Origin of the sequence: Cupriavidus oxalaticus, assembly GCF_038900635.1 — a bacterium.
GTDB classification, from domain to species: Bacteria; Pseudomonadota; Gammaproteobacteria; order Burkholderiales; family Burkholderiaceae; genus Cupriavidus; species Cupriavidus oxalaticus_B.
In genome coordinates this window covers 327,241-346,453 of record NZ_JAYMRX010000004.1, presented here as the reverse complement: position 1 = coordinate 346,453, position 19,213 = coordinate 327,241, and the positions used below count along the sequence as shown (strand labels likewise).

Genomic DNA, 19,213 nt, shown 5'->3' with positions numbered 1-19,213 from the left:
TCATGGTCGGGATGGTGACGGTGCCGGGTCGGATTTGCCGACACAACGCCTCCCTCTGAAGAAGGAAAAAACAGGAACGCGGACATTCTGTGCGAATGACCGCGGGGGCATTTTGGCTGCGCGGTTCCGTTCACCCAAACGGGCCGGGGACGCGCTGCCTTTTTCGATGACGAGGGCGGGGGCCAACTGCCGCAGCACAACAGGCAGGTCAGGCCATTCATGGCGCATGGCGCCGTTCAGCGACTGGCGGGCAGTATCCGTGACGGCTTTGCCGCCGACGGCAGGCCTCGCTTTGCCCGCGGCCGCGCAAACGAGGGGTCTCAAATGAACCTGAACGGATGGGACACGGTATTCGTGGGGGACATGGCGGTCATCAATGCTGCGATGGCGGCAAGCTCGGCGCAGTTGCTGCAGGAGTTCTCCTTTTCCCAGGACGGATTCTCGGCCAGCGGAACCTTCGGCACATGGCAGGTCGTGCCTGGCGGATCGAGCGAACTACTGCTTCTGCAGATCGCGCTGGAATCGGGCAGCATGACGATGTCCGCCGGCACGACGCCCATCGATGTCAGCGGCATGTCCGTGCAATTGCTGGTGTCGCTGCAGCTCCTTCCGACCGGCGCGGGTAGCGGCGCACTTGCGCTGCAGTTCGACTTCACCGCGGTGGGGCCAGCGAACACGTCCGGCGCTGGCGTGGTGACGCCGCACGCCGTGCTTGACAACGGCAAGCTGACGCTCGTGCAGGAAGCCGCGCTTGGCAACGCCATCGCCAATGCCCTGGTCAGGAATGCCGGGCGCATCTCATTCATGTTCGCCTCGATCAATCCCGCGCGCGCGGCGGCGGTGCCATGGATACAGCCCGTTGCCAGCCGATACTGCTACCTGGCGCCCGCGGGAATGCCGCCGGCGCTGGCGATCCTGAGCGTGAATGCCGGGCACAGTGCCGAGGGATTGCCGCTGACGGTCGATCCCGCCGTGCTGCAAGGCGATGGCAACGCGGGGCTGGCGATTTCCCCGGCGCTGTTCCTCCAGAATGTCGTGGGGCCGGCGCTGCTGCAAAGCCTGGGCAGCAGCGGCACGCTCGCTGTCAACAGCGCGGGCGTGCTGCAGAACACAGGGGCTTTGCCCTTGCGCGAGGTGGACCGTGCCGGCGAGTCGTACCATCCGCAGATCGATTCGCTGAGCGTGACGGTGGTCGACGCGCAAATCCAGATCGCAATCCAGGGCTCGTGCGACATGCATATGGGCGTCAGCATGACATTCAGCGCCACCTCGGCGCTGGCGGTTGCGCTCAGCACGGACAGAACATCGCTGCAGTTTTCCACCGTGGGAACGCCCACCTTCCACAAGGACGTCAGCATCCCCTGGTACGACCACCTGTTCGACATATTCGGCGGTATCGCCGAGATCATCCTGCAGGTCTGCGTCGCAGCCATCTCCAGCGAGCTGGGCGAGGGAATCTCGGGGCAGACCACGTCCTGCGCGCTGGTCGGCGGCGCCCCCTCGCTGGTTGGCTGGGCCAATGGCGGTGGTTTCTCGGCCGGCGAGGCAACGCTGGCCTCCGGGTTCTACATGCGCGGTGCACTTTGAAGCGGTCTGGCAGCCGGCCCGGCTGCGCTACCGCATTTTCGTCAACTCACTGGGAGAATGAAGATGACGGACACGGTCGACACCAATGGCTGGCACACGGTGGCAGCCATTACCTATGCAGATGTCAACAAGGCGATCGCCGCGGCTGGCAAGGGGCCGCAATCCTTCGACCAGGCCGCGTCGGATCACTCCGCCATGGCCAACGGCACCTTTGGCATGTGGAGCCTGGCCACGGGCGGCTCGGGCCCGGTGCTGATGATGGCGCTGCCGATCACCGGCGGCAATGTCATGGTCGGTGACACGCAGTACCCGATCACCCCATGCACGGCGACCATTCGCCTGCAGGCCACCTATGTCCCGCAGTCCAACTCCAGCGTGGTCAATCTCGTCAACGACAGCACGCAACCGGTGGCGGTGGAATCTTGCCTGCCAGCGCAATCGAACTTCCTTGCCGATGCTTCGCTGAAGGAATTGCTCGGCATCTGGCTGAACGCGAATCTCAACGCATTCAATGCGGTGTTTGCCTCGGTCGACCTGGACGGGCAGTTCACGAACCAGGGGGTGGCGTGGCTGAATCCGTCATTCAAGGGCTATGCCGTCGCCGAGCCTACGCAGGCGCCGACGCTGCAGAACAGCGTCTTTGCCGTGCTGTGCCTGATCGACGAGACTCCGGAACCCCCGGGACTGGTCTGGCAGGTGTCTCCCTATGCCATTCCGTCCGGGGCGAATGCCGCGTTCCTGATCGCGCCGGAGAAATTCCTGTCGCACATGATGCTGGCCGCGGTGCCAGCGATGTTCAATGGCATCAGCAACCAGCCGCCTGCCAACAACTTCACCATCGACAACTCCGGTACGCGCATCCGCAATACCAATGCGCTCACACTCAAGCAGGTGCAGCTTGACAACAACAACGTGGTGACGCCTACGGTGGCGGCTAGCAACTTCACGATCCAGCTCGATGCCGGAGAACTGGAGATCGCGATTCTCGACATGCAGTTCGAGTACTCGCCCGGCATCACCATCCATTTGAACTACAGCGGCCGCTCGGTGATCTCGCTGGACGCCACCCATGACATCCTGCAGATGGCCGCCACCACACAGACCGGCAGCGGCAGCGTGGAAGTCAGCAAGGGCCTTGAGATCGCGGAGATCGTGCTGGGCGTGGCCTCGATCGTGCTTGCCGTGGTTGGCGGCATCGGCGGGGCGGTAGGGCGCACCGCGAGCGCTGCCGTCGAGAGCGCCACGACGGCCAGCCTTGGCGCGGCGGAGGCCTCGGGCGAGGATGCCGCCACTGCGGCGCAGGCCACCGTGTCGGCGTGCCGGGGCCTGATCAGTGGCACCCCCGCAGAGGTCTCGCAGATCGCGGCACGCTGCTTCGCGGTGGCGAAAGTCGCCGCCATCGGGGCCTTCTGCACGACACTGATGCCGGCTATCACGATGATCATCAACGCGGTGGCGGACGGCGACTACCAGTCCATGCCGAAGATCACGGATCTGACCAGCAATGCCATCGGCAAGTCCGTGATCTGGCCGGAGGCGGTCGGCCAGTTCACCTTGTCGTCGGCCACGCTCAACGGTGCCTTCCAGTTCGGCCTGGTGCACGCCGCAAGCTGACCTTGGGGAACCTGCCATGACTGCATTCATTGCGCCGCCGACTGACACCGCCGAAACCTACGGCTGGGATACCGTGTTCGCGACCCATATCGCGGACGCCAATGCCGCCATCGTCAAGGCTGGATCATCGCCGTCGTCCTTCGCGGCGAGCGACGTGGCCGACGGCTATTCCGTCAGCGGCGGCTTCGGGCCATGGCAGATCGTGACAGGCGGGTCGGGCGACCTGATCCGCCTGTCCATCCCGTTCCAGAACGCTGTCGTACGCGGGCCAGGCAATGTCTCGCAGACCTGCGCGGGCGCCGCGCTGGTGGACGTCCGCCTGGCCTATCTCGATCATGACGAAGCGCCACCAAGCGGCACTAGCAAGGTGCTCAAGGTCCAGGCGCAATCGAGCGGGCCAGACTATCCTGCCGCATCGGTGGTGTCCGTCAGCTATGCGGGCACGGCGCCTGGCTTTCTCTTCCAGGCGGCTCTGGAGGGCATGCTTGGCAGCTGGCTGAATGAAAACCTGCAGGATTTCGACCACGTCTTTGCCACCGTCAATCTGGACCGCACGGCAGACCAGGGCGCTTTCCAATGGATGCAGCCGACCTATGTCGGCTACGCATATGCGGACATGGGCACGCCAGGCGACGGCTTGCTGAGCGTACTTTGCATGACGCAGGGGCGTGCGGATACCGGCCTGGCACAGCAGGTATCCGGCCTTGTCATTCCATCCGGGCAGCGCGCCGGCTTCCTGGTTTCCAAGGAGCGGTTGCTCGCGAACCTGCTGCTGCCTTGCATGCCGCAGGTGTTCCAGGGCACGGTTGCGTCTGATTTTGTCCTGTCCGCGTCAGGCGACGCCATCGTCAATGCGAGCGGCAGCATTGGCTTCCAGGTCACGACGCCTGCCTCCAACGGCCATGCAGCCGCGACGTACCACGCGCAGATCGTCAATCTCCAGCTGACCGTCGAGGCGCAGGAGTTGCAGATGAGCGTCACCACGGTCACGGAGGTCTCGCCGGGGATACAGGCCTACTGCCAGACGCAGAATTTCCTCGGCATCCGGCTGGTCAACAAGCAGGATGGCACGCAGACCCTCGGCTTTTTCGACAGCCGCCCCGCAGTGAAGACGCACTGGACCCAGGCCAGCCCCGGCATCGAGATCACGGAAGAAATCCTCGGCATCGTCGCGCTGCTGCTGGCAGCCGTCGCGGTGGTCGTGTCGGGCGGCGCCGCGATCGGCGCGGTGGCGCTGATCGTCGGCCTGGTGGCAGGCGTCATGACCCTCACCACGACGATCATCGAGTCGGTCGGCAACAACGACGCACCGTCGATCGACGCGCTTGTGCTCGACAGCACCGCATCGATCACGTGGCCGGATTCCAAGGATTTCCAGCTGGGCAATGCCTGCCTGAATGACTCGCTGCAACTGGGCGGAACGCTGTCGGCAGCGGTGTCGCAGCGGGCATCGATGGCAGTGGTGACGCAGGCTGCGGTCTAGGCTGGAGGTCCATCAGTGGTAGACCAGCACCGGAAGCTTGGTGTGCGTCAGCACCCTCTGCGTCTCGCTGCCGATCAGGAGCGCCTGCAACCCGCGACGCCCGTGCGATGCCATCACGATCAGGTCGCATTTCCTCGCCTCGGCCTCGTCCAGGATGACCTGGAAGATATGGTCGCCGGTGACGCAGGCGGTATTGCAGGTTACGCCTGCCGCGGCGGCTTCCTTGGCAATCGACGCCAGGTACTCCTCGGCCTGCCGGTACGCTTCCTCCATGTAGCGCGCCCGGGTTTCCTGCAGCATGGCCGTCTGCAGGCGCATCACGTCGTAGTGTGCGACGACCTGCATGGCAGTGATGCTGGCCTGAAGTGTCCGGGCCAGTTCGATGGCCTTGCGGTAGGCCGTGTCAGACAAGGTCGAGCCGTCGACGGCCACGAGCATGTGCTTGAACATTTTGGTCTCCTTGCAAGGCGGGGCCCGAGCGCGCTTGTGGAGGTCAGGCCCCGAGAAACAGCCGGCCTACCTCGGCGTCATGGCTCAGGTCGGCGCCGGTGCCGGCCATGGCGAGCTGGCCGGCCACCAGGACGTAGCCAAGGTCGGCAAAAGCGAGCCCCTTGCGGGCGTTCTGCTCGACCAGGATGATGGTCTTGCCTTCCTCTTGCTGCAGCTGCCGCAGCAGTGCGAACACCATTTCGATGTAGCGCGGCTCGAGGCCGATCGAGGGTTCGTCCACCAGCAGCACGGCAGGATCCATCATCAGCGCGCGCGAGATCTCCAGTAACCTGCGCTCGCCGCCGGAGAGCACGCTGGCGCGCTGGCTGCGCCGCCGAGCCAGCGCGCCGTGGCGCTGGAATATGCGCTCCGCCGCCGCCGCGGCGTCGCGCGGGCTACGCATCAGGTAACCGCCCATCAGAAGGTTTTCCTCGACCGTCATGTCGGGAAAGATCGAACTCTCTTGCAGCACGTAGGCCACGCCCGCCTGCCGCAGCTTCTGCTCCGCGCGCAGGTGTGTGACCGGTTTGCCGTCAATGCTGATCGTGCCCGTCATGACCCGGGCCAGGCCATAGATGGCGCGCAGCACCGTGGACTTGCCCGCGCCGTTCGGGCCGATCAGGCACAGCGAGCCGCCGCGCGCCACGCGCAGGCTGAAGCCGTGCAGGATCTCCATGCCGCCGTAGCCGGCCACGAGGTCGTCCACAGCGACCATTGGCGCGGCGCCGGCCAGCTGCTCGAGCTGCGCGACGGTTGGCGCTGGCCGGGCCAGGGCTGTGGCGCGCGTGGCGGCAGCCGCATGCGCTGGCGGCTGTGCCATCGGCGGCGCCGTGTCGCGTACCGCATTCACGGTTGCGCTCCCAGGTAGGCCTCGATCACCGCGCGGTCGGCGGCGATCTGCGCCGGCGAGCCCTGCGCCAGCACCTCGCCCTGCGCGAGGCAATAGACGTGGCTGGCCAGCTGCATCATGACCCGCATATTGTGCTCGATCACCAGCAGCGTGACGCCGAGCCGCGCATTGATGTCGCGCAGCAGCGCGATCAGGCTCTCTATCATCACGGGATTCACGCCAGCGGTGGGTTCGTCCAGCAGCAGCAGCTTCGGTTCGTTCATCACGGCCATGCCGATCTCGAGCAGCTTTTGCTGGCCGAACGACAGGTCGGCGGCGCGCTGTTCCAGGTGGTCCTGCAGGCCGACAAGGCGCAGGACCTCGCTGGCCCGCTCCATCACCGCCGGCGGCTGCCGCGCGCACATCGCGGCGAGGCCTTCGTGCACGTGAGGCACGCTCACCAGCAGATTCTGCAGGCAAGTCATCTTGCCGAATACCCGGGTCTGCTGGAACGTGCGCACCAGCCCCAGGCGCGCAATCCCGGGTACGCGCAGCCGCGAGATCTCGCGCCCGTCGAATGCGATCGAACCTGCGTCGATGGGGTGGAAGCCGACGATGGAATTGAACAGCGTCGTCTTGCCCGAGCCGTTCGGCCCGATCAGTCCCACGATGCCGCCATGCGGGACCGACAGGGACACTCCATGGTTGGCCACGACGCCGCCGAAGCGCTTGGTGACGCCGCGCACCGCAAGCAGGTCGGTCATGGCGCGGCACTCCCCGTGAGGTTGCGGCGGTTTGCCCTGGTCTCGCGCAGCCAGCCCATGATGCCGGTCGGGAACAGCACCACGATCAGCACGATCAACACGCCCAGCGCCACGCGCTGCCAGTTCAGCAGGTAGGTCCAGAACAGCTCCTGCGTGAGGTGGAAGAGGGCGGCGCCGATCACGGGCCCCCACAGCGTGCCCTTGCCGCCCAGGATCGCCATCACCACCATCCAGACGCCGAAGGTGGCCCCGGCGAAGGCCAGCTCGCGCGGATCGATGAAGCCCACCAGGTTGCCCGTCAGCGCACCCGCCATGCCGAGGAAGAGGGCACAGACGCACCAGGCCAGTATCTTGTAGCGCGTGGTATGCAGACCGAGCGCCTCGGCCTTGTCTTCGTCGTCGCGGATGGCGTTCAGCGCCAGGCCGAACGGGCGCGCATAGAGCCATCGCAGCGTCAGCAGTGTGACGGCGGCCAGCGCCAGCATCGCGTAGTAGTAGAACGGCTCGCGGCTGCCGGCCGCGCCCGGGAACAGGGGCAACGCCAGGCCCGATCCCGCGCCGATGAAATCCCAGCCGGCGGCGGCATCGGCAAAGGCGATGCCAAGGCCCAGGGTCCCGATGGCAAAGTAGTGGCCGCGCAGGGCCAGCATGGCCGGTCCCAGCGCCAGCGCCACCACGATCGCCGCCAGGGCGGCCAGCCCGGCACCCGCCGCCAGGCCGGCGAAGTATCCCAGCCCGAAGTCGCGCTGTGCCACCGCGCACACATAGGCCCCGACGCCGAAGAAGACGATGTTGCCGAACGAGTTGTAGCCCATTTGCCCGCCCATCACGTCCCACGTCAGCGCAAACAGCACCATCAGCCAGAGGAAGGTCAGCTGCGTGGTGACGCCGGGGAACAGCTGCGGCGCCGCGAGCGCGCCGGTGCAGCCCGCGAGCAGCAACAGCCAGGCGACCGCGGAGACCCGGTTCACCGCCACGTCCGCTTCGAGCCGGCGTGCGCCGCGCGGGAAGGTCTTCATCGCAGGTAGCCGCGATGGCGGCGCAGCATCAGGTTGCGGCTGACCAGGATCGCGACCAGCAGGGCATAAAGGAAGGCGGTCTGGTATTCGACGCCCAGCAGGAACCCGGCGTAGTTCTCGGCGATGCCAAGCCCGCCGGCGGCACCAAGAACCGGCAGCATGCTGCCCAGGCCGGCAACCACCACGATCATGAAGGCGCGCACGGTATAGGGCAGGCCCAGGTACGGATGGATGATCCATGTCATCGCCACCAGCCCGCCGGCCGCGCCGCAGATGGCCGCATTCAGGGCGAAGGTCGTGGCATACACGCGATCCGTATCCACACCCAGCACGCGGGCGGCGCGGGCGTTCTGCGCGGTGGCGCGGATTGCCTGGCCGCGACGGGAATGCCGCAGGAACAACATCAGCGCGGCGCCCAGCGCGAGCGCCGCGGCAAACGCCGCCAGCTTGACCTTCGGCACAACCAGTCCGCCCGGCAGGAACAGGCTGCCGAAGCCCGCATCGAGGGTGCGCACGTTCGCGCCGAAGACCAGGTTGGCAAGCTGCTGCAGCACGATGCTCAGGCCGAAGGTGGCCAGCAGCGAGACAAAGAGATCGCGCTCGACCAGCCGGAAAATGACTATGCGGTAGAGTGCCCACCCCACCGCATACATCGCCGCCGCGGCAAGCGGTACCGCCAGCGGCGCCGGCACGCCCCGCCCGACGAGCCAGATCACCATATAGCCGCCCAGCATCACCAGCTCGCCCTGCGCCACGTTGATCAGGTTCATCACGCCCCAGACCAGCGCCATGCCATAGGCGGCCAGCGCGAAGATCGCGCCGGCCAGCATGCCGTCCACCACGAGCTGTGCATTCAGCTCCGGACTCTGGAGCAGCACCGTCAGGTCTGTCATCGGCATCAGGCCGCTACGCAGCGGCTTCCTACTTGCGCTTGGCCCAGGACGGTGCCGGATAGATGACCTTCGACGAAGCCCACTTGCCCGGCGCGACCACCTTGAACTTGCCGTCCTGTACCTGGTACAACACCATCGACTTGGCGATGTTCTTGCCGCTCTGGTCAAACTTGAGCGGGCCGTAGAACGTCATCAGATCGGTCCTGGCCAGCGCCTCGCGGACCTTTTCCGTATCGAACGAGCCGGCCCGCTCGAAGGCGTCGGCGAAGGCCAGCACCGCGGCGCTGGACTCGGCCGCCTGGTAGGGCGCCTCGTAGTGGTACTCCTTTTCGAAGCGCTGCGCATACTGGTCGGCCGTGCCGAACCAGCGGTCCTTGTAGCTCAGCGTGCGGTCCCATTGCGAGCCGCACACCACGAATTCGGCGCCCTTGCCGAACTTCTCGATGATCTGTGCGGAATCGCAGTGGGTCAGTGCCAGCATCGGCACGTCGAGGCGCATTTCAGACACCTGCCGCACCGCCAGTGTCGCGCCCTTTTCATGGCCGGACACCACCAGGATGTCCGGCTTGAGCGCCTTCACCTTGGCCAGCGTGACCGACATGTCGTTCAGTTCCGGCGGCAGCTTCTCGTCGATCACCACCTTCATGCCCAGGCGCTTCGCGTCTTCGGCCACGCCGTCGCGCACGTCCTGCGAGAAGTTGTCGTTCTCGATGGCGATTGCCACCTTCAGGCTCTGCGGCGACTTGCCGGCGCGCTGCGCCTCTTCCGCGGCGAGGTTGATGGCAGCGCGCAGGTAATAGTCCGAGGTATTGAGCACCGCGAACATATAGCGGTAGCCCTGCGTGAACAGGTTGCGGTCCGCGCCGTTGCCCTCGACCATCGGAATCTTGTACTTCTCCGTGACCGGGGCGATGGCCTTGGTCAGCCCGGAGCTGTAGGGCCCCAGCACGAATTTCACCCCGTCCTGGCTGATCAGCCGCTCGGCCAGCTGCGCGCCCCGTGCCGAGGTGGATTCGTCGTCGTAGTAGAGCACCTTCAACTGGTAGGCCTTGCCGCCGACCTTGACGCCACCCATCTCATTGACGCGCTTCACGGCGAGGTTGTAGCCGTCCTGGGTGTTCTTGCCGTTGGTGGAGTACTTGCCCGTGAGCGAGACCGCGGCACCGAGGACGATGGTGTCGCCCTCGACCTTGGCTGTGGCGGGGAACGTCACCGTCAGGCCAAGCCCGGTCAGGGCAACGATGCAGGCATGGCGTAAAAGGATGGCCGGCTCGACACCGGCTGGCGGGCTTTGTGCGGATGCGTGTTTCATATCACCTCCTCGCGCTCTCAAACGTAGGACCCATTTCTGAAAGGGGAAGTGCCGTATGTCACGGGCCCATCACTACATATGAACCTGGGGCATGCGTGACCGGAGTGGGTCAGGCAAGCTGCTTCGCGATGAAGACGAGGATTGGATCATTGCAGGGGCACCGCGCATGCCAGTGGAGGTTCCCGGAACGAATCCCTTGTTGGAAGACGGGTTCTCGGGGTGGTGGACGGCACCACCTCCGGGGCGATCCGCCGGACTTGCATTTATCTGACAGATCAGTTACTGTTGGATCAATCAAATGACGAGCCTTGCCGTGGATCACTATTCGAAGGAAAACTTTCGCATCACTGATAGCGTCGGGTTTTTCCTCAACCGTGCCCGCAACACCTTGCTGATGGAAATGGACGCGGCATTAAAGGACCTGGACATCACTGGCCAGCAAATGGGGATCCTGCTGTCACTTACGCAGGGCGTGGCCGCCACCCCGTTCGAGCTCAGCAAGCTGCTCGGCATCGACACGGGCCTGATGACCCGCATGCTGGACAAGCTGGAGACCAAGGGCCTGCTATTGCGCAGCCGCAGTGTGGACGACCGTCGGGTGGTCAACCTGACACTGACCCGCAAGGGGCAGGAGGTTGCAAAGCGCGCCCCGGAAGTGGCGCCCAAGGTGCTCAATCGGCGCCTCAGGCACTTTAGCCAGGAAGAGTTTGCGGAATTCTGCCGGTTACTCGCGAAATTTGCGGACGCCTAGAGCGCGTCTTTTTTTACCCAGATAACTGACTAGTCAGATAATGCGAACTCAGAAATCCAGACTTGCACGCCGCCTTGCCGGGCCTGCCGTCTCCATACTGATGGCCGCTGTGCTGGCCGGCTGTGCCAACTATGCCGGCATCAAGAGCGACAAGCACACCGCCGACGTCAACAGCTACGCCACCACGCAGAGCATTCCTGCCGAGCAGGGCCGCTGGCCTTCCGTCGACTGGGCCGATCAGTTTGGCGACGCGCAACTCAAGACCCTGATCGGCGAAGCCCTGCAGGGCAGTCCCTCCCTCGAAAAGGCGCGGGCCCGGGTGGCCGCCGCTACGGCATTCAGCGAGGGCGCCAATGCCAACACGCTGCCGCAAGTCGGAGCCGGCTATTCGTGGACACGCCAGCGTTTTTCGGAAAGTACGTTGATTCCGCCTGCCTTTGCCGGTTCCTGGCAGTCGGAAAACAAGGCTTTCATCAACGCCTCGTATGAACTGGACCTATGGGGCAAGAACCGCGAGGCGCTCAAGTCCGCCGTGTCCTCGCTGCACGCCAGCGAGGCCGAGGCGGAGCAGGTCAAGCTGACCCTCGGCAGCGCCATTGCCCGTGCCTATAACGAACTGGCGCGCCTCTACGCACTGCATGACATCGCGCAGGATGAAGTGAAGCAGCGCCGCGAAGTGCTGCGCGTGACCGGCGGACGCGTCACCATGGGCCTGGACACCGAGGTCGAGAAGCGCACCGCGGAAGCCAACCTTGCTGCCAGCGAAGTTGCGCTGTCCTCGCTCGACGGCACCATCCAGCGCACGCGCTACCAGCTCGGTGCGCTGCTCGGCCAGGGTCCGGACCGCGGCCTGGCGATCGCCCGTCCCGCGCTGGGCGCCGGAGACGAAATCCGCCTGCCCGACAACCTGCCCGCCGACCTGGTTTCGCGCCGCCCGGATATCGTCGCCGCACGGTGGCGCGTGGACGCGACCCTGCATGACATCAAGGTGGCCAAGGCCGAGTTCTATCCGGACATCAACCTGAGCGCGATGATCGGCCTCGATGCCTTTGGCTGGGGCCGCTTCCTGCGTGCCGCCAGCCGCACCGCCTCGGTTGGTCCCGCGATCCACCTGCCGATCTTCGACGGCGGCGCGCTGCGCGCCCAGCTCAAGGGCCGCTATGCCGAATTCGACTTCGCCGTGGCCAATTACAACGAGACGCTGGTCAATGCCTTGACCGATGTTGCCACCCAGCTCTCCGACATTCGCGCCATCGATACGCAGATCGGCAACGCCGTACGCACCGATACCGCCGCGCAGCGCGCGCTGACACTGGCGCTGGCGCAATACAAGGCCGGCCTGACGACCCAGCTGACGGTGCTGAACGCGCAGACCACTGCGCTGGCCAGCAGCCAGGTGCTCGCCAACCTGCGCATGACGCGCCGTGACCGGCAGATCGCCCTGGCCGCCGCGCTGGGTGGCGGCTATTCGGATGCTTCCGACTCGACCAGAACAACGGCGCTTGTCCGCTGATTCTCCATTCAACGATCACGAACAGGTGACGCTGTGAACGAAACCACCCAGACCACCCCCGCCGCTGAACAGGCCGGCACCCCGGCAATCCTCGATGCTCAACGCGCCAGGAAGAACACCCGCAAGCGCCTGCTGGCCCTGGTGGGCCTGACCACTGCGCTCGCTGCAGCCGGCTACGGCGCGTACTACTACACCGTGGCGCGCTTCCACGAAGCAACCGAGGATGCCTATGTCAACGGCAACCTGGTCCAGCTCACGCCGCAGGTAGGCGGCACCGTGATCGCGGTCAACGCCGACGATACACAGATCGTCAAGGCCGGCGAGCCGGTGGTGACCCTTGACGCCGCAGACGCCAATATCGCGCTTGCCAATGCCGAGGCAGCCCTTGGCCAGACGGTGCGGCAAGTCAGCGCGCTCTATGCCAACAATAACGTGCTGGCAGCGACGGTACGGCAGCGGCAGGCCGATCTCGCCCGCGCACGGGACGATCTGCGCCGGCGCACCGAGGTGACGGAATCCGGCGCGGTGGCTGCGGAAGATGTTGCCCACGCCCGCGATGCGGTCAAGACCGCCGAAGCCGCGCTCGACACCGCACGCCAGCAACTGGCCTCCAACCACACGCTGACCGACCAGGCCACCGTCGCCGACCATCCCAGCGTCATGGCTGCCGCTGCCAAGGTACGGGAAGCTTACCTTGCCAATGCCCGCAACACGCTGCCCGCGCCGGTCACCGGCTACGTGGCGCGCCGCTCCGTACAGGTTGGCCAGCGTGTGGCCCCTGGCAATCCGTTGATGGCTATCGTGCCGCTCGACGGCGTGTGGGTCGACGCCAACTTCAAGGAAGTCCAGCTCAAGCACCTGCGCATCGGGCAGCCGGTTGAACTGCAAGCCGACCTCTATGGCAGCAAGGTGACCTACCACGGCAAGGTGGTGGGCTTCTCGGCCGGCACCGGCAGCGCGTTCTCGGCCTTGCCTGCGCAGAACGCCACCGGTAACTGGATCAAGGTGGTGCAGCGCCTGCCGGTGCGCATCCAGCTCGATCCGGCGGAGCTGCGCGAGCATCCGCTGCAGATCGGCCTGTCGATGCACGTCAAGGTGCAAACGCGCGAGGCAGGCGGTTCGCGCCTCGCCAGCGGCAGCCGCAGTGGCAACGAAGCGCCATACCGCACGACCTATCGCACCGACGTGTTCCAGCGCTACGGCGCGGAAGCCGATCGCGAGATCGCGCGGATCATCGCGCAGAACCGTAACGGTTCGGCCGGCACGGAGCGGGCGACCGCAGACGTGGCGCAACAGGAGCAGAAGGCGGGGCCCCAGCCAGCACAGCGCAACACGCAAGCGACTCCCGGCCGGTCGGCACATCGTGCCGGGTTGCCAGCGGCGTAAGCAGGCGCGCTGCAACAATGGCCGTCTCCGCCCAGTTGTCTGACCGATCCGTTTTTCCACGCGAGCGCGGATGCCGGGCAAGCATGAGTCGGAGCAACGCAACGACCAGGGATTTCGTGACATGGAAAGTACCAACGAAAATGCGACAGTGACCCCGGATCTCGCTTTGGCAAGCGTCCGGTGGCCGAATCCACAGCGTCTTCCTGACAATGCCACGCTGGTCAATGTCCTGGTCACGACCAGTCGCCTGAAGCGTGCCTTGCATCATGGTGCGACAGCGACGCTCCGTTCCGCCGGACTGACCATGTCGCAGTGGCTGATTCTGTGTTACCTGCAGCGGGCAGCCTCGGGCACGCTGAGTCAAATTGCGGTGGCCACCGGCCACGATGCCGGCGCCTTGTCGCGCGCGGCCCATCTGCTGCAGCAGCGCCGGCTCATCACCGCAACGAAGACCCCCGGGAACCGGCGCAGCGTCCGGTTGTCGCTGACCCAGCCTGGGAGAGCCTTGCACGAATTGCTGGACGCACACACCAGTCAGCGGCTTGACAAGGCGCTGGAGGCCGCAATGGGGCCGCCGGCTTTTCAAGGAATGTTGCAACTGATGGAACAGGCCGCCGCATCGCTCGATACAGCCCAGGAACATATCTGACCCTGCCGTCGGACCATCCGGTACCATAGCTTGCACCCACCCGCAACGACGGGACCATCAGCACGGGAGTCAGCAACATGCCGAGCGCTGTCCACGTTGAACGGCCCAACACCGCCGAATGCCCGAGTTCTCGTGCTGCCCTTTACTCCCGAAGCCTGGTAATCGCCACACCGCACCTGATCTCGGTGCCAATCCGGCGGCCCGCTGTCACGTTGCTGGTTTCCCTGAACGAGAGGCCCTTCAACGTTGCAGTGCCTCAGGTGGGAAACGTCAACACGCTGGCAGCCTTGGTCGGAGCGGGGCAGGGACGTGTGCTGCGCGCCGGCAGTTGCGACCTTCTGAGCATTAACCTCGAACCCGGCCATGTCCTGTTCCGGCCGTTGCAGCGAGCCTTGGCGGAGCGGCCGCTGCAATCATTGGCGCCAGCGGGCTGGACCGGTGTGCAGGATTTGCTGCGCCGCTGTTTTGAAGCCGATGTACCGTCCGAGCCTCATGTCGAAGCACTCGTGGAACTGTGCGGACGCGCCGGCGTTGCGCTGAATTGCTCTCTCCGGCCGAGCGACCGCGTATGGGAGCTGCTGGCCGTCATCGATGCCGGCTTTCCGGAAGGCGTCTCGTTGTCGCAACTGGCGGACAGGTTCTGCTTGTCGGAAAGCCGGCTTTCCCATCTGTTCGTCGAGGAAGTCGGCATTCCGCTGCGGACGTATTTGCTGTGGCGGCGTTACCGGCTCGCGTTCTCGCGGCTCACTGGCCAGTCCACGCTGACTCGCCTTGCAAGCGATAGCGGATTTGCCGATGCCGCACACCTGACGCGCACCTTCGTCGGGTACTTCGGGTTTTCCCCCAGGCGCATTCTTCATAGCTGTTTCATTCAAGACCTGACGCGCGGATAGCGCGAGGATCAAGGCATGCGGGCAAGCTGACCGACAGCCGCGCACCACTCAGGAGACAAGCCTTGATCCCGACTTCCACATTCGAGCCGGTAGCCACCCTGGCCGACCTTGAAACATTTGAGCGTACCTGGCGCGCCGCCACGCCCGGCATAGATGCAGGTGCAACCACAATCCATGACGCATTGCGTGCCAGTGCCCAAGCGAGACCCGAAGCGATTGCGTTGACACTCGTTACTCACGGGACGCCGGACGAGAACCCGCAACAGGCGACCTACCGGACGCTGCTTGAGGGTGTGACACGCGCGGCGAACCTGTTCGCAGGCATGGGCGGGGTTGGGGTTGGCACGGCGTTTCTTCTGCCTTCCCTGGTGGAAACCCACTATGTTCTCTGGGGCGCGGAAACGGCTGGCTATGCAGTCCCGCTCAATCCGTTCCTGACCACTGACCAGATCGTCGATCTGGTACGCGCGTCCGGAGCACGCATCCTCGTCACCGCCGGCAGCGAGTATCCGGGCATCTGGGAGCGGGCGGCCGCCGTCTCGGCGGCATTGCCCGACCTGATGCTGCTGTGTATCGGCACACCGGGAAGCCCTGTCCCTTCGGCGACAGACTTCGCGCAAGCCATGAATGAGCAGGATGCCGCGTCATTGTGTTTTCCTGCGAGCCCGGATCCCGACAGGGTTGTGGCCTATTTTCATACGGGCGGCACGACCGGCGTGCCCAAGCTCGTCGCCCATACCCATACCAACCAGCTGGCCGCCGCCTTCGGTGCCGCGCTGCTGCTGGATATTGGCGAGGAAGACTGCATTACCAACGGGATGCCGCTCTTCCACGTAGGCGGAACGATTCCATGCAGCCTTGGCTTTTTCCTGCGCGGCGCGCGGGTTCTGATGCTGTCGCCGCAGGGCTTCAGGAATCCCGCCATGATCGCCAACATCTGGCGCATCGTTGAGCGCTTCGGGGTCACCATTCTCGGCGCCGTCCCTACCGCAATGGGGGCCTTGCTTTCGGTGCCGCCGGATGCGGATCTGTCTTCCCTGCGTATCGGCGTGACAGGCGCGTCGCCGTCGCCGCCCAGCCTTGCCGAACGCTTCAGGGCGACCACCGGCAAGGCCTTGCATGACTTGCTCGGGATGACCGAAACGGGAGGCCTGACGGCAGTGTCTCCCGCGGCCGGCACGCCTGTCGCAGGCTCGGTCGGAATTCGGCTGCCGTTCACCACGCTGCGTGTCCGTCGCCGGCTGGAGGACGGGCGGCTTGGCGACGACTGCGCAACCGGGGAAATCGGCGTGCTGTTCGTCCAAGGGCCCCATGTATCGCCCGGCTACCTCGATGCGCACCAGAACGCCGGCGTGTTCCAGGAGGGCGGGCTCAACACCGGGGACCTCGCATACCTCGATGCCTGCGGTCGACTGTACATTGCCGGAAGAAGCAAGGACCTGATCATCCGGAGCGGGCACAACATCGATCCCGCGATGATCGAGCACGCATTCATGCTTCATCCTGCGGTGGAGACCGCCGCCGCCGTCGGCCAGCCCTGTCGCTATGCCGGCGAACTTCCGGTCGTCTTCGTGAGCCTGCGGCGAGGGCACGGCGACGTCAGCGTGGAGGCATTGCAGGAGTTCGCCCGTGAACGCATCGCCGAGCGGCCCGCCTGGCCGAAGCACGCGTACTTCATGGAAGCCTTGCCGACAACGGCTGTCGGCAAGGTCTACAAGCCCGCGCTGCGAGCCGAGGCCGCATTGCGCATGCTGGAGCCGAGGCTCAGGGAACTCGCCGGCGGCTATCTGGCCGATGTGCGGGCCCTGGAGGGCGGCAAGCGGGGGCTGGACATTTCCGTCACGCTGACCGAGCCGCACGAGACCATAGAAGCCGCCGTTCGCGAGGAACTGGGTGCATACGTGTTCGGCTGGTCATTGGCTTATGCCTGAAGCATCAAGAGATCGGGCGTGTGCAAGCGAGACAACGAAGCTGTGCTGGCTCGGCCAGGCGGCGCTGACGCAAGGAGCTAAGTATGAATGCGGCATTCGACTTCACCGGCAAGAAGGTCTTTGTCTTTGGCGGGACCAGCGGCATCAATCTTGGCATCGCCGAGGCGTTTGCCGAGCGCGGCGCGGTCATGGGCGTGGCCAGCCGTGATCCGGAAAAGGTGCGAGCCACCGTGGCGCGCCTGGCGGAATGCGGGCGGGTGGCGGGGCAAACGGCAGCACCACAGGGCTATAGCCTCGACGTGCGCGACCCGCAGGCGGTAGCGGATGCAATCAGTACGTTCGCCGCCAGCCGCGGAAGCATCGACGTGCTGGTGTCCGGAGCCGCCGGAAATTTTCCAGCGGCTGCCCAGGCGCTCAGCCCTAACGGCTTCAAGTCAGTGGTGGACATTGATTTGCTGGGGACCTTTCATGTCATGAGGGGCGCGCATCCTTATCTGACCTCACCGGGCGCGAGCGTCATCAACATCTCCGCACCGCAGGCGGCCATCGCCATGGCCATGCAGGTTCATGTCTGCGCGGCCAAGGCAGGTGTCGATATGGTGACGCGCACGCTAGCACTCGAGTGGGGGCCGCAAGGGGTGCGCGTGAACGGCGTCGTGCCGGGGCCGATCGATGGCACGGAAGGAATGAAGCGGCTCGCTCCCGACGAGAAATCGCGCGAAGCCGTGGTGCGGGGCGTTCCGATGCGGCGAATGGGAACGCCGCGCGATGTTGCCAATGTCTGCCTGTTCCTGGCCTCCGAGGCTGCGGCCTATGTGACCGGCGCCATCATTCCAGCCGACGGGGGATGGTCTGTAGCGGGCGCGCGACTCGACAGCTGATGGATGGGCTGGTTGCGGAAGCCAGAGTTTCGAGTTCTCGAATCCGGTTGCGAGTACGGTTGTTCCATCTTCGGCGTTTCAGAAGGGGCGCTTGAAGACCCTATAATGGCCCGAACCATTGACACAGCCAGAACAGGAGCGCCCGATGACTCCAGGCCAGGCCCCCAATCAACCCGGCTGGGAAGACCGAATCGGCAGGCGCCTGAAGCTGCGCGATCTGCATGTCCTGGCCGAGGTGGTGCGGTGCGGAAGCATGGCCAAGGCCGCAGCGCAGCTGTCCATGTCGCAACCCGCGGTCTCGGAGGCCATCTCAGGCCTGGAGCGAGCGGTGGGTATCCGCCTGCTGGATCGTCATGCCCAGGGTGTCGGTCCCACCATCTACGCGGAAGTCCTTATCCGAAGAACGCGGGCTGTCTTCGACGAGTTGCGACAGGGGGTTCGCGAGATTGAGTTCCTGTCCAATCCGACGGTTGGGGAAATACGTATCGGCTGCCCGGAGTTCGTGGCCGCAGGCATGCTGCCCCGAGCCATAGGAACATTCCTCGAAAAGTACCCCGGCGTCTCGTTCCACGTCGTTCATCAGGACACGACGTCGCTGCAGAACCAGGAGCTGCAGGATCGTGTCGTAGACATCGTGCTCAGGCGGCTTCCAGATGGTTTTCAGGATGATGACCTGATCATCGAAAGCCTTTTCCACGATCCGCATTGGATCGTGACGGGGGCGAAGAGCCCTTGGACTCGCCGCAGGAAGATTTCCCTCGACCAACTGTGCGAAGAGCCATGGATTCTGCCACCGTCGCCCATGATCTTCGACCTCCTCAACTCCGGGCTTGCATCTCGAGGCCTGAGTCTCACGAACGTGAGCGTGACCTCCGCGTCCCTGCTGCTGCGCAGCGAGCTGCTGGCATCAGGCCGGTACATCTCGATCCTGCCATCCATCCTGGTGAGGAACGCCAAGACATGGGGCTTGAAGCGCCTGGAAGTCGATGTCGACCTCCGGTCGCGCCCCATCTCTCTGATGATGCTCAGGAGGAGGACCCCCAGCCCGGTCGTCCAGCGCTTTATCGAGCATCTGCGAACAATAGTCGCCGCGCTCTGACAAGCGCGAGCGGTCGACCCAGACGCCCTGGTGCGCAGACTTGCGCGCAACGCACGCCAGCTGCGTAAACGCCCCAAACGCATCGACGCAAGCCGCAACGTCACCACGACAGCGGGCGTC

The 19,213-nt window shown here is 65.1% G+C and carries 17 protein-coding genes; 11 read left to right on the top strand and 6 right to left on the bottom strand.

The genetic code is table 11. The annotated features are described in order from the left end of the window. The first annotated feature begins 324 nt into the window (after positions 1–324). The 3 genes from VSR71_RS10130 (at position 325) to VSR71_RS10120 (ending at position 4,684) form a co-directional block, all read left to right on the top strand. Positions 325–1,587: a TULIP family P47-like protein gene (locus VSR71_RS10130; protein WP_342913729.1), complete on the top strand. Its 1,263-nt coding sequence runs from the start codon at positions 325–327 to the stop codon at positions 1,585–1,587. Positions 1,588–1,650: 63 nt separating this feature from the next. After that, positions 1,651–3,201 carry a TULIP family P47-like protein gene (locus VSR71_RS10125; RefSeq protein ID WP_342913728.1) on the top strand — a complete coding sequence of 517 codons (1,551 nt, stop codon included), beginning with the start codon at positions 1,651–1,653 and terminating at the stop codon, positions 3,199–3,201. Positions 3,202–3,217: 16 nt separating this feature from the next. After that, complete coding sequence (locus VSR71_RS10120; RefSeq protein WP_342913727.1) at positions 3,218–4,684, top strand: TULIP family P47-like protein; 1,467 nt, start codon at positions 3,218–3,220, stop codon at positions 4,682–4,684. Positions 4,685–4,696: 12 nt separating this feature from the next. On the opposite strand, the gene VSR71_RS10115 is transcribed toward VSR71_RS10120, so the two are convergent. From VSR71_RS10115 to VSR71_RS10090, 6 genes are read right to left on the bottom strand one after another with little or no spacing between them, the layout of a single operon-like run. Next, positions 4,697–5,134, bottom strand: a complete 438-nt coding sequence (locus VSR71_RS10115) for a universal stress protein (RefSeq protein ID WP_342913726.1) — start codon at positions 5,132–5,134, stop codon at positions 4,697–4,699. A 43-nt stretch (positions 5,135–5,177) separates the two neighbouring features. Further along, positions 5,178–6,023, bottom strand: coding sequence for an ABC transporter ATP-binding protein (locus tag VSR71_RS10110; RefSeq protein WP_342913725.1), 846 nt, complete (start codon positions 6,021–6,023; stop codon positions 5,178–5,180). Next, positions 6,020–6,766, bottom strand: a complete 747-nt coding sequence (locus VSR71_RS10105; protein ID WP_342913724.1) for an ABC transporter ATP-binding protein — start codon at positions 6,764–6,766, stop codon at positions 6,020–6,022. The genes VSR71_RS10110 and VSR71_RS10105 overlap by 4 nt, the downstream gene beginning before the upstream one ends. Then, a complete protein-coding gene (locus VSR71_RS10100) occupies positions 6,763–7,785 on the bottom strand; it encodes a branched-chain amino acid ABC transporter permease (RefSeq protein ID WP_342913723.1) in 1,023 nt (340 codons plus the stop codon). The genes VSR71_RS10105 and VSR71_RS10100 overlap by 4 nt, the downstream gene beginning before the upstream one ends. Beyond that, the gene (locus VSR71_RS10095; protein ID WP_342913722.1) at positions 7,782–8,684 is read right to left on the bottom strand and encodes a branched-chain amino acid ABC transporter permease; all 903 of its coding nucleotides are present in this window, start codon (positions 8,682–8,684) and stop codon (positions 7,782–7,784) included. The genes VSR71_RS10100 and VSR71_RS10095 overlap by 4 nt, the downstream gene beginning before the upstream one ends. A 22-nt stretch (positions 8,685–8,706) precedes the next feature. After that, the gene (locus VSR71_RS10090; RefSeq protein WP_342913721.1) at positions 8,707–9,990 is read right to left on the bottom strand and encodes an amino acid ABC transporter substrate-binding protein; all 1,284 of its coding nucleotides are present in this window, start codon (positions 9,988–9,990) and stop codon (positions 8,707–8,709) included. A gap of 313 nt (positions 9,991–10,303) precedes the next feature. Between VSR71_RS10090 and VSR71_RS10085 the strand changes: the two genes are divergently transcribed. The 8 genes from VSR71_RS10085 to VSR71_RS10050 all read left to right on the top strand — a co-directional run bounded on the left by VSR71_RS10085 (position 10,304) and on the right by VSR71_RS10050 (position 19,093). Further along, the gene (locus VSR71_RS10085) at positions 10,304–10,741 is read left to right on the top strand and encodes a MarR family transcriptional regulator (protein ID WP_342913794.1); all 438 of its coding nucleotides are present in this window, start codon (positions 10,304–10,306) and stop codon (positions 10,739–10,741) included. 40 nt (positions 10,742–10,781) lie between these two features. Next, a complete protein-coding gene (locus VSR71_RS10080; protein WP_342913720.1) occupies positions 10,782–12,254 on the top strand; it encodes an efflux transporter outer membrane subunit in 1,473 nt (490 codons plus the stop codon). Between the two features lie 33 nt (positions 12,255–12,287). Then, positions 12,288–13,640, top strand: a complete 1,353-nt coding sequence (locus VSR71_RS10075; protein ID WP_428979379.1) for an HlyD family efflux transporter periplasmic adaptor subunit — start codon at positions 12,288–12,290, stop codon at positions 13,638–13,640. Between the two features lie 121 nt (positions 13,641–13,761). Beyond that, positions 13,762–14,289, top strand: a complete 528-nt coding sequence (locus tag VSR71_RS10070; RefSeq protein ID WP_342913719.1) for a MarR family transcriptional regulator — start codon at positions 13,762–13,764, stop codon at positions 14,287–14,289. A 77-nt stretch (positions 14,290–14,366) separates the two neighbouring features. Next, positions 14,367–15,182 carry an AraC family transcriptional regulator gene (locus VSR71_RS10065; protein ID WP_342913718.1) on the top strand — a complete coding sequence of 272 codons (816 nt, stop codon included), beginning with the start codon at positions 14,367–14,369 and terminating at the stop codon, positions 15,180–15,182. A gap of 62 nt (positions 15,183–15,244) precedes the next feature. Then, positions 15,245–17,113 (top strand): AMP-binding protein, encoded by a 1,869-nt coding sequence (locus VSR71_RS10060; protein ID WP_342913717.1) that lies wholly within the window; start codon positions 15,245–15,247, stop codon positions 17,111–17,113. 83 nt (positions 17,114–17,196) lie between these two features. Next, positions 17,197–17,994, top strand: coding sequence for an SDR family oxidoreductase (locus VSR71_RS10055; RefSeq protein WP_342913716.1), 798 nt, complete (start codon positions 17,197–17,199; stop codon positions 17,992–17,994). Between the two features lie 145 nt (positions 17,995–18,139). Next, positions 18,140–19,093, top strand: a complete 954-nt coding sequence (locus VSR71_RS10050) for a LysR family transcriptional regulator (RefSeq protein WP_342913715.1) — start codon at positions 18,140–18,142, stop codon at positions 19,091–19,093. Positions 19,094–19,213 lie beyond the last annotated feature (120 nt).

Excerpts from the sequence above, each read along its gene's own strand:
- VSR71_RS10125 (WP_342913728.1), top strand. The coding sequence starts at position 1,651 with ATGACGGACACGGTCGACACCAATGGCTGGCACACGGTGGCAGCCATT.
- VSR71_RS10070 (WP_342913719.1), top strand. The coding sequence starts at position 13,762 with ATGGAAAGTACCAACGAAAATGCGACAGTGACCCCGGATCTCGCTTTG.
- VSR71_RS10105 (WP_342913724.1), bottom strand. The coding sequence starts at position 6,766 with ATGACCGACCTGCTTGCGGTGCGCGGCGTCACCAAGCGCTTCGGCGGC.
- VSR71_RS10055 (WP_342913716.1), top strand. The coding sequence starts at position 17,197 with ATGAATGCGGCATTCGACTTCACCGGCAAGAAGGTCTTTGTCTTTGGC.
- VSR71_RS10095 (WP_342913722.1), bottom strand. The coding sequence starts at position 8,684 with ATGCCGATGACAGACCTGACGGTGCTGCTCCAGAGTCCGGAGCTGAAT.
- VSR71_RS10100 (WP_342913723.1), bottom strand. The coding sequence starts at position 7,785 with ATGAAGACCTTCCCGCGCGGCGCACGCCGGCTCGAAGCGGACGTGGCG.
- VSR71_RS10050 (WP_342913715.1), top strand. The coding sequence starts at position 18,140 with ATGACTCCAGGCCAGGCCCCCAATCAACCCGGCTGGGAAGACCGAATC.
- VSR71_RS10065 (WP_342913718.1), top strand. The coding sequence starts at position 14,367 with ATGCCGAGCGCTGTCCACGTTGAACGGCCCAACACCGCCGAATGCCCG.
- VSR71_RS10115 (WP_342913726.1), bottom strand. The coding sequence starts at position 5,134 with ATGTTCAAGCACATGCTCGTGGCCGTCGACGGCTCGACCTTGTCTGAC.
- VSR71_RS10130 (WP_342913729.1), top strand. The coding sequence starts at position 325 with ATGAACCTGAACGGATGGGACACGGTATTCGTGGGGGACATGGCGGTC.
- VSR71_RS10090 (WP_342913721.1), bottom strand. The coding sequence starts at position 9,990 with ATGAAACACGCATCCGCACAAAGCCCGCCAGCCGGTGTCGAGCCGGCC.
- VSR71_RS10080 (WP_342913720.1), top strand. The coding sequence starts at position 10,782 with ATGCGAACTCAGAAATCCAGACTTGCACGCCGCCTTGCCGGGCCTGCC.
- VSR71_RS10120 (WP_342913727.1), top strand. The coding sequence starts at position 3,218 with ATGACTGCATTCATTGCGCCGCCGACTGACACCGCCGAAACCTACGGC.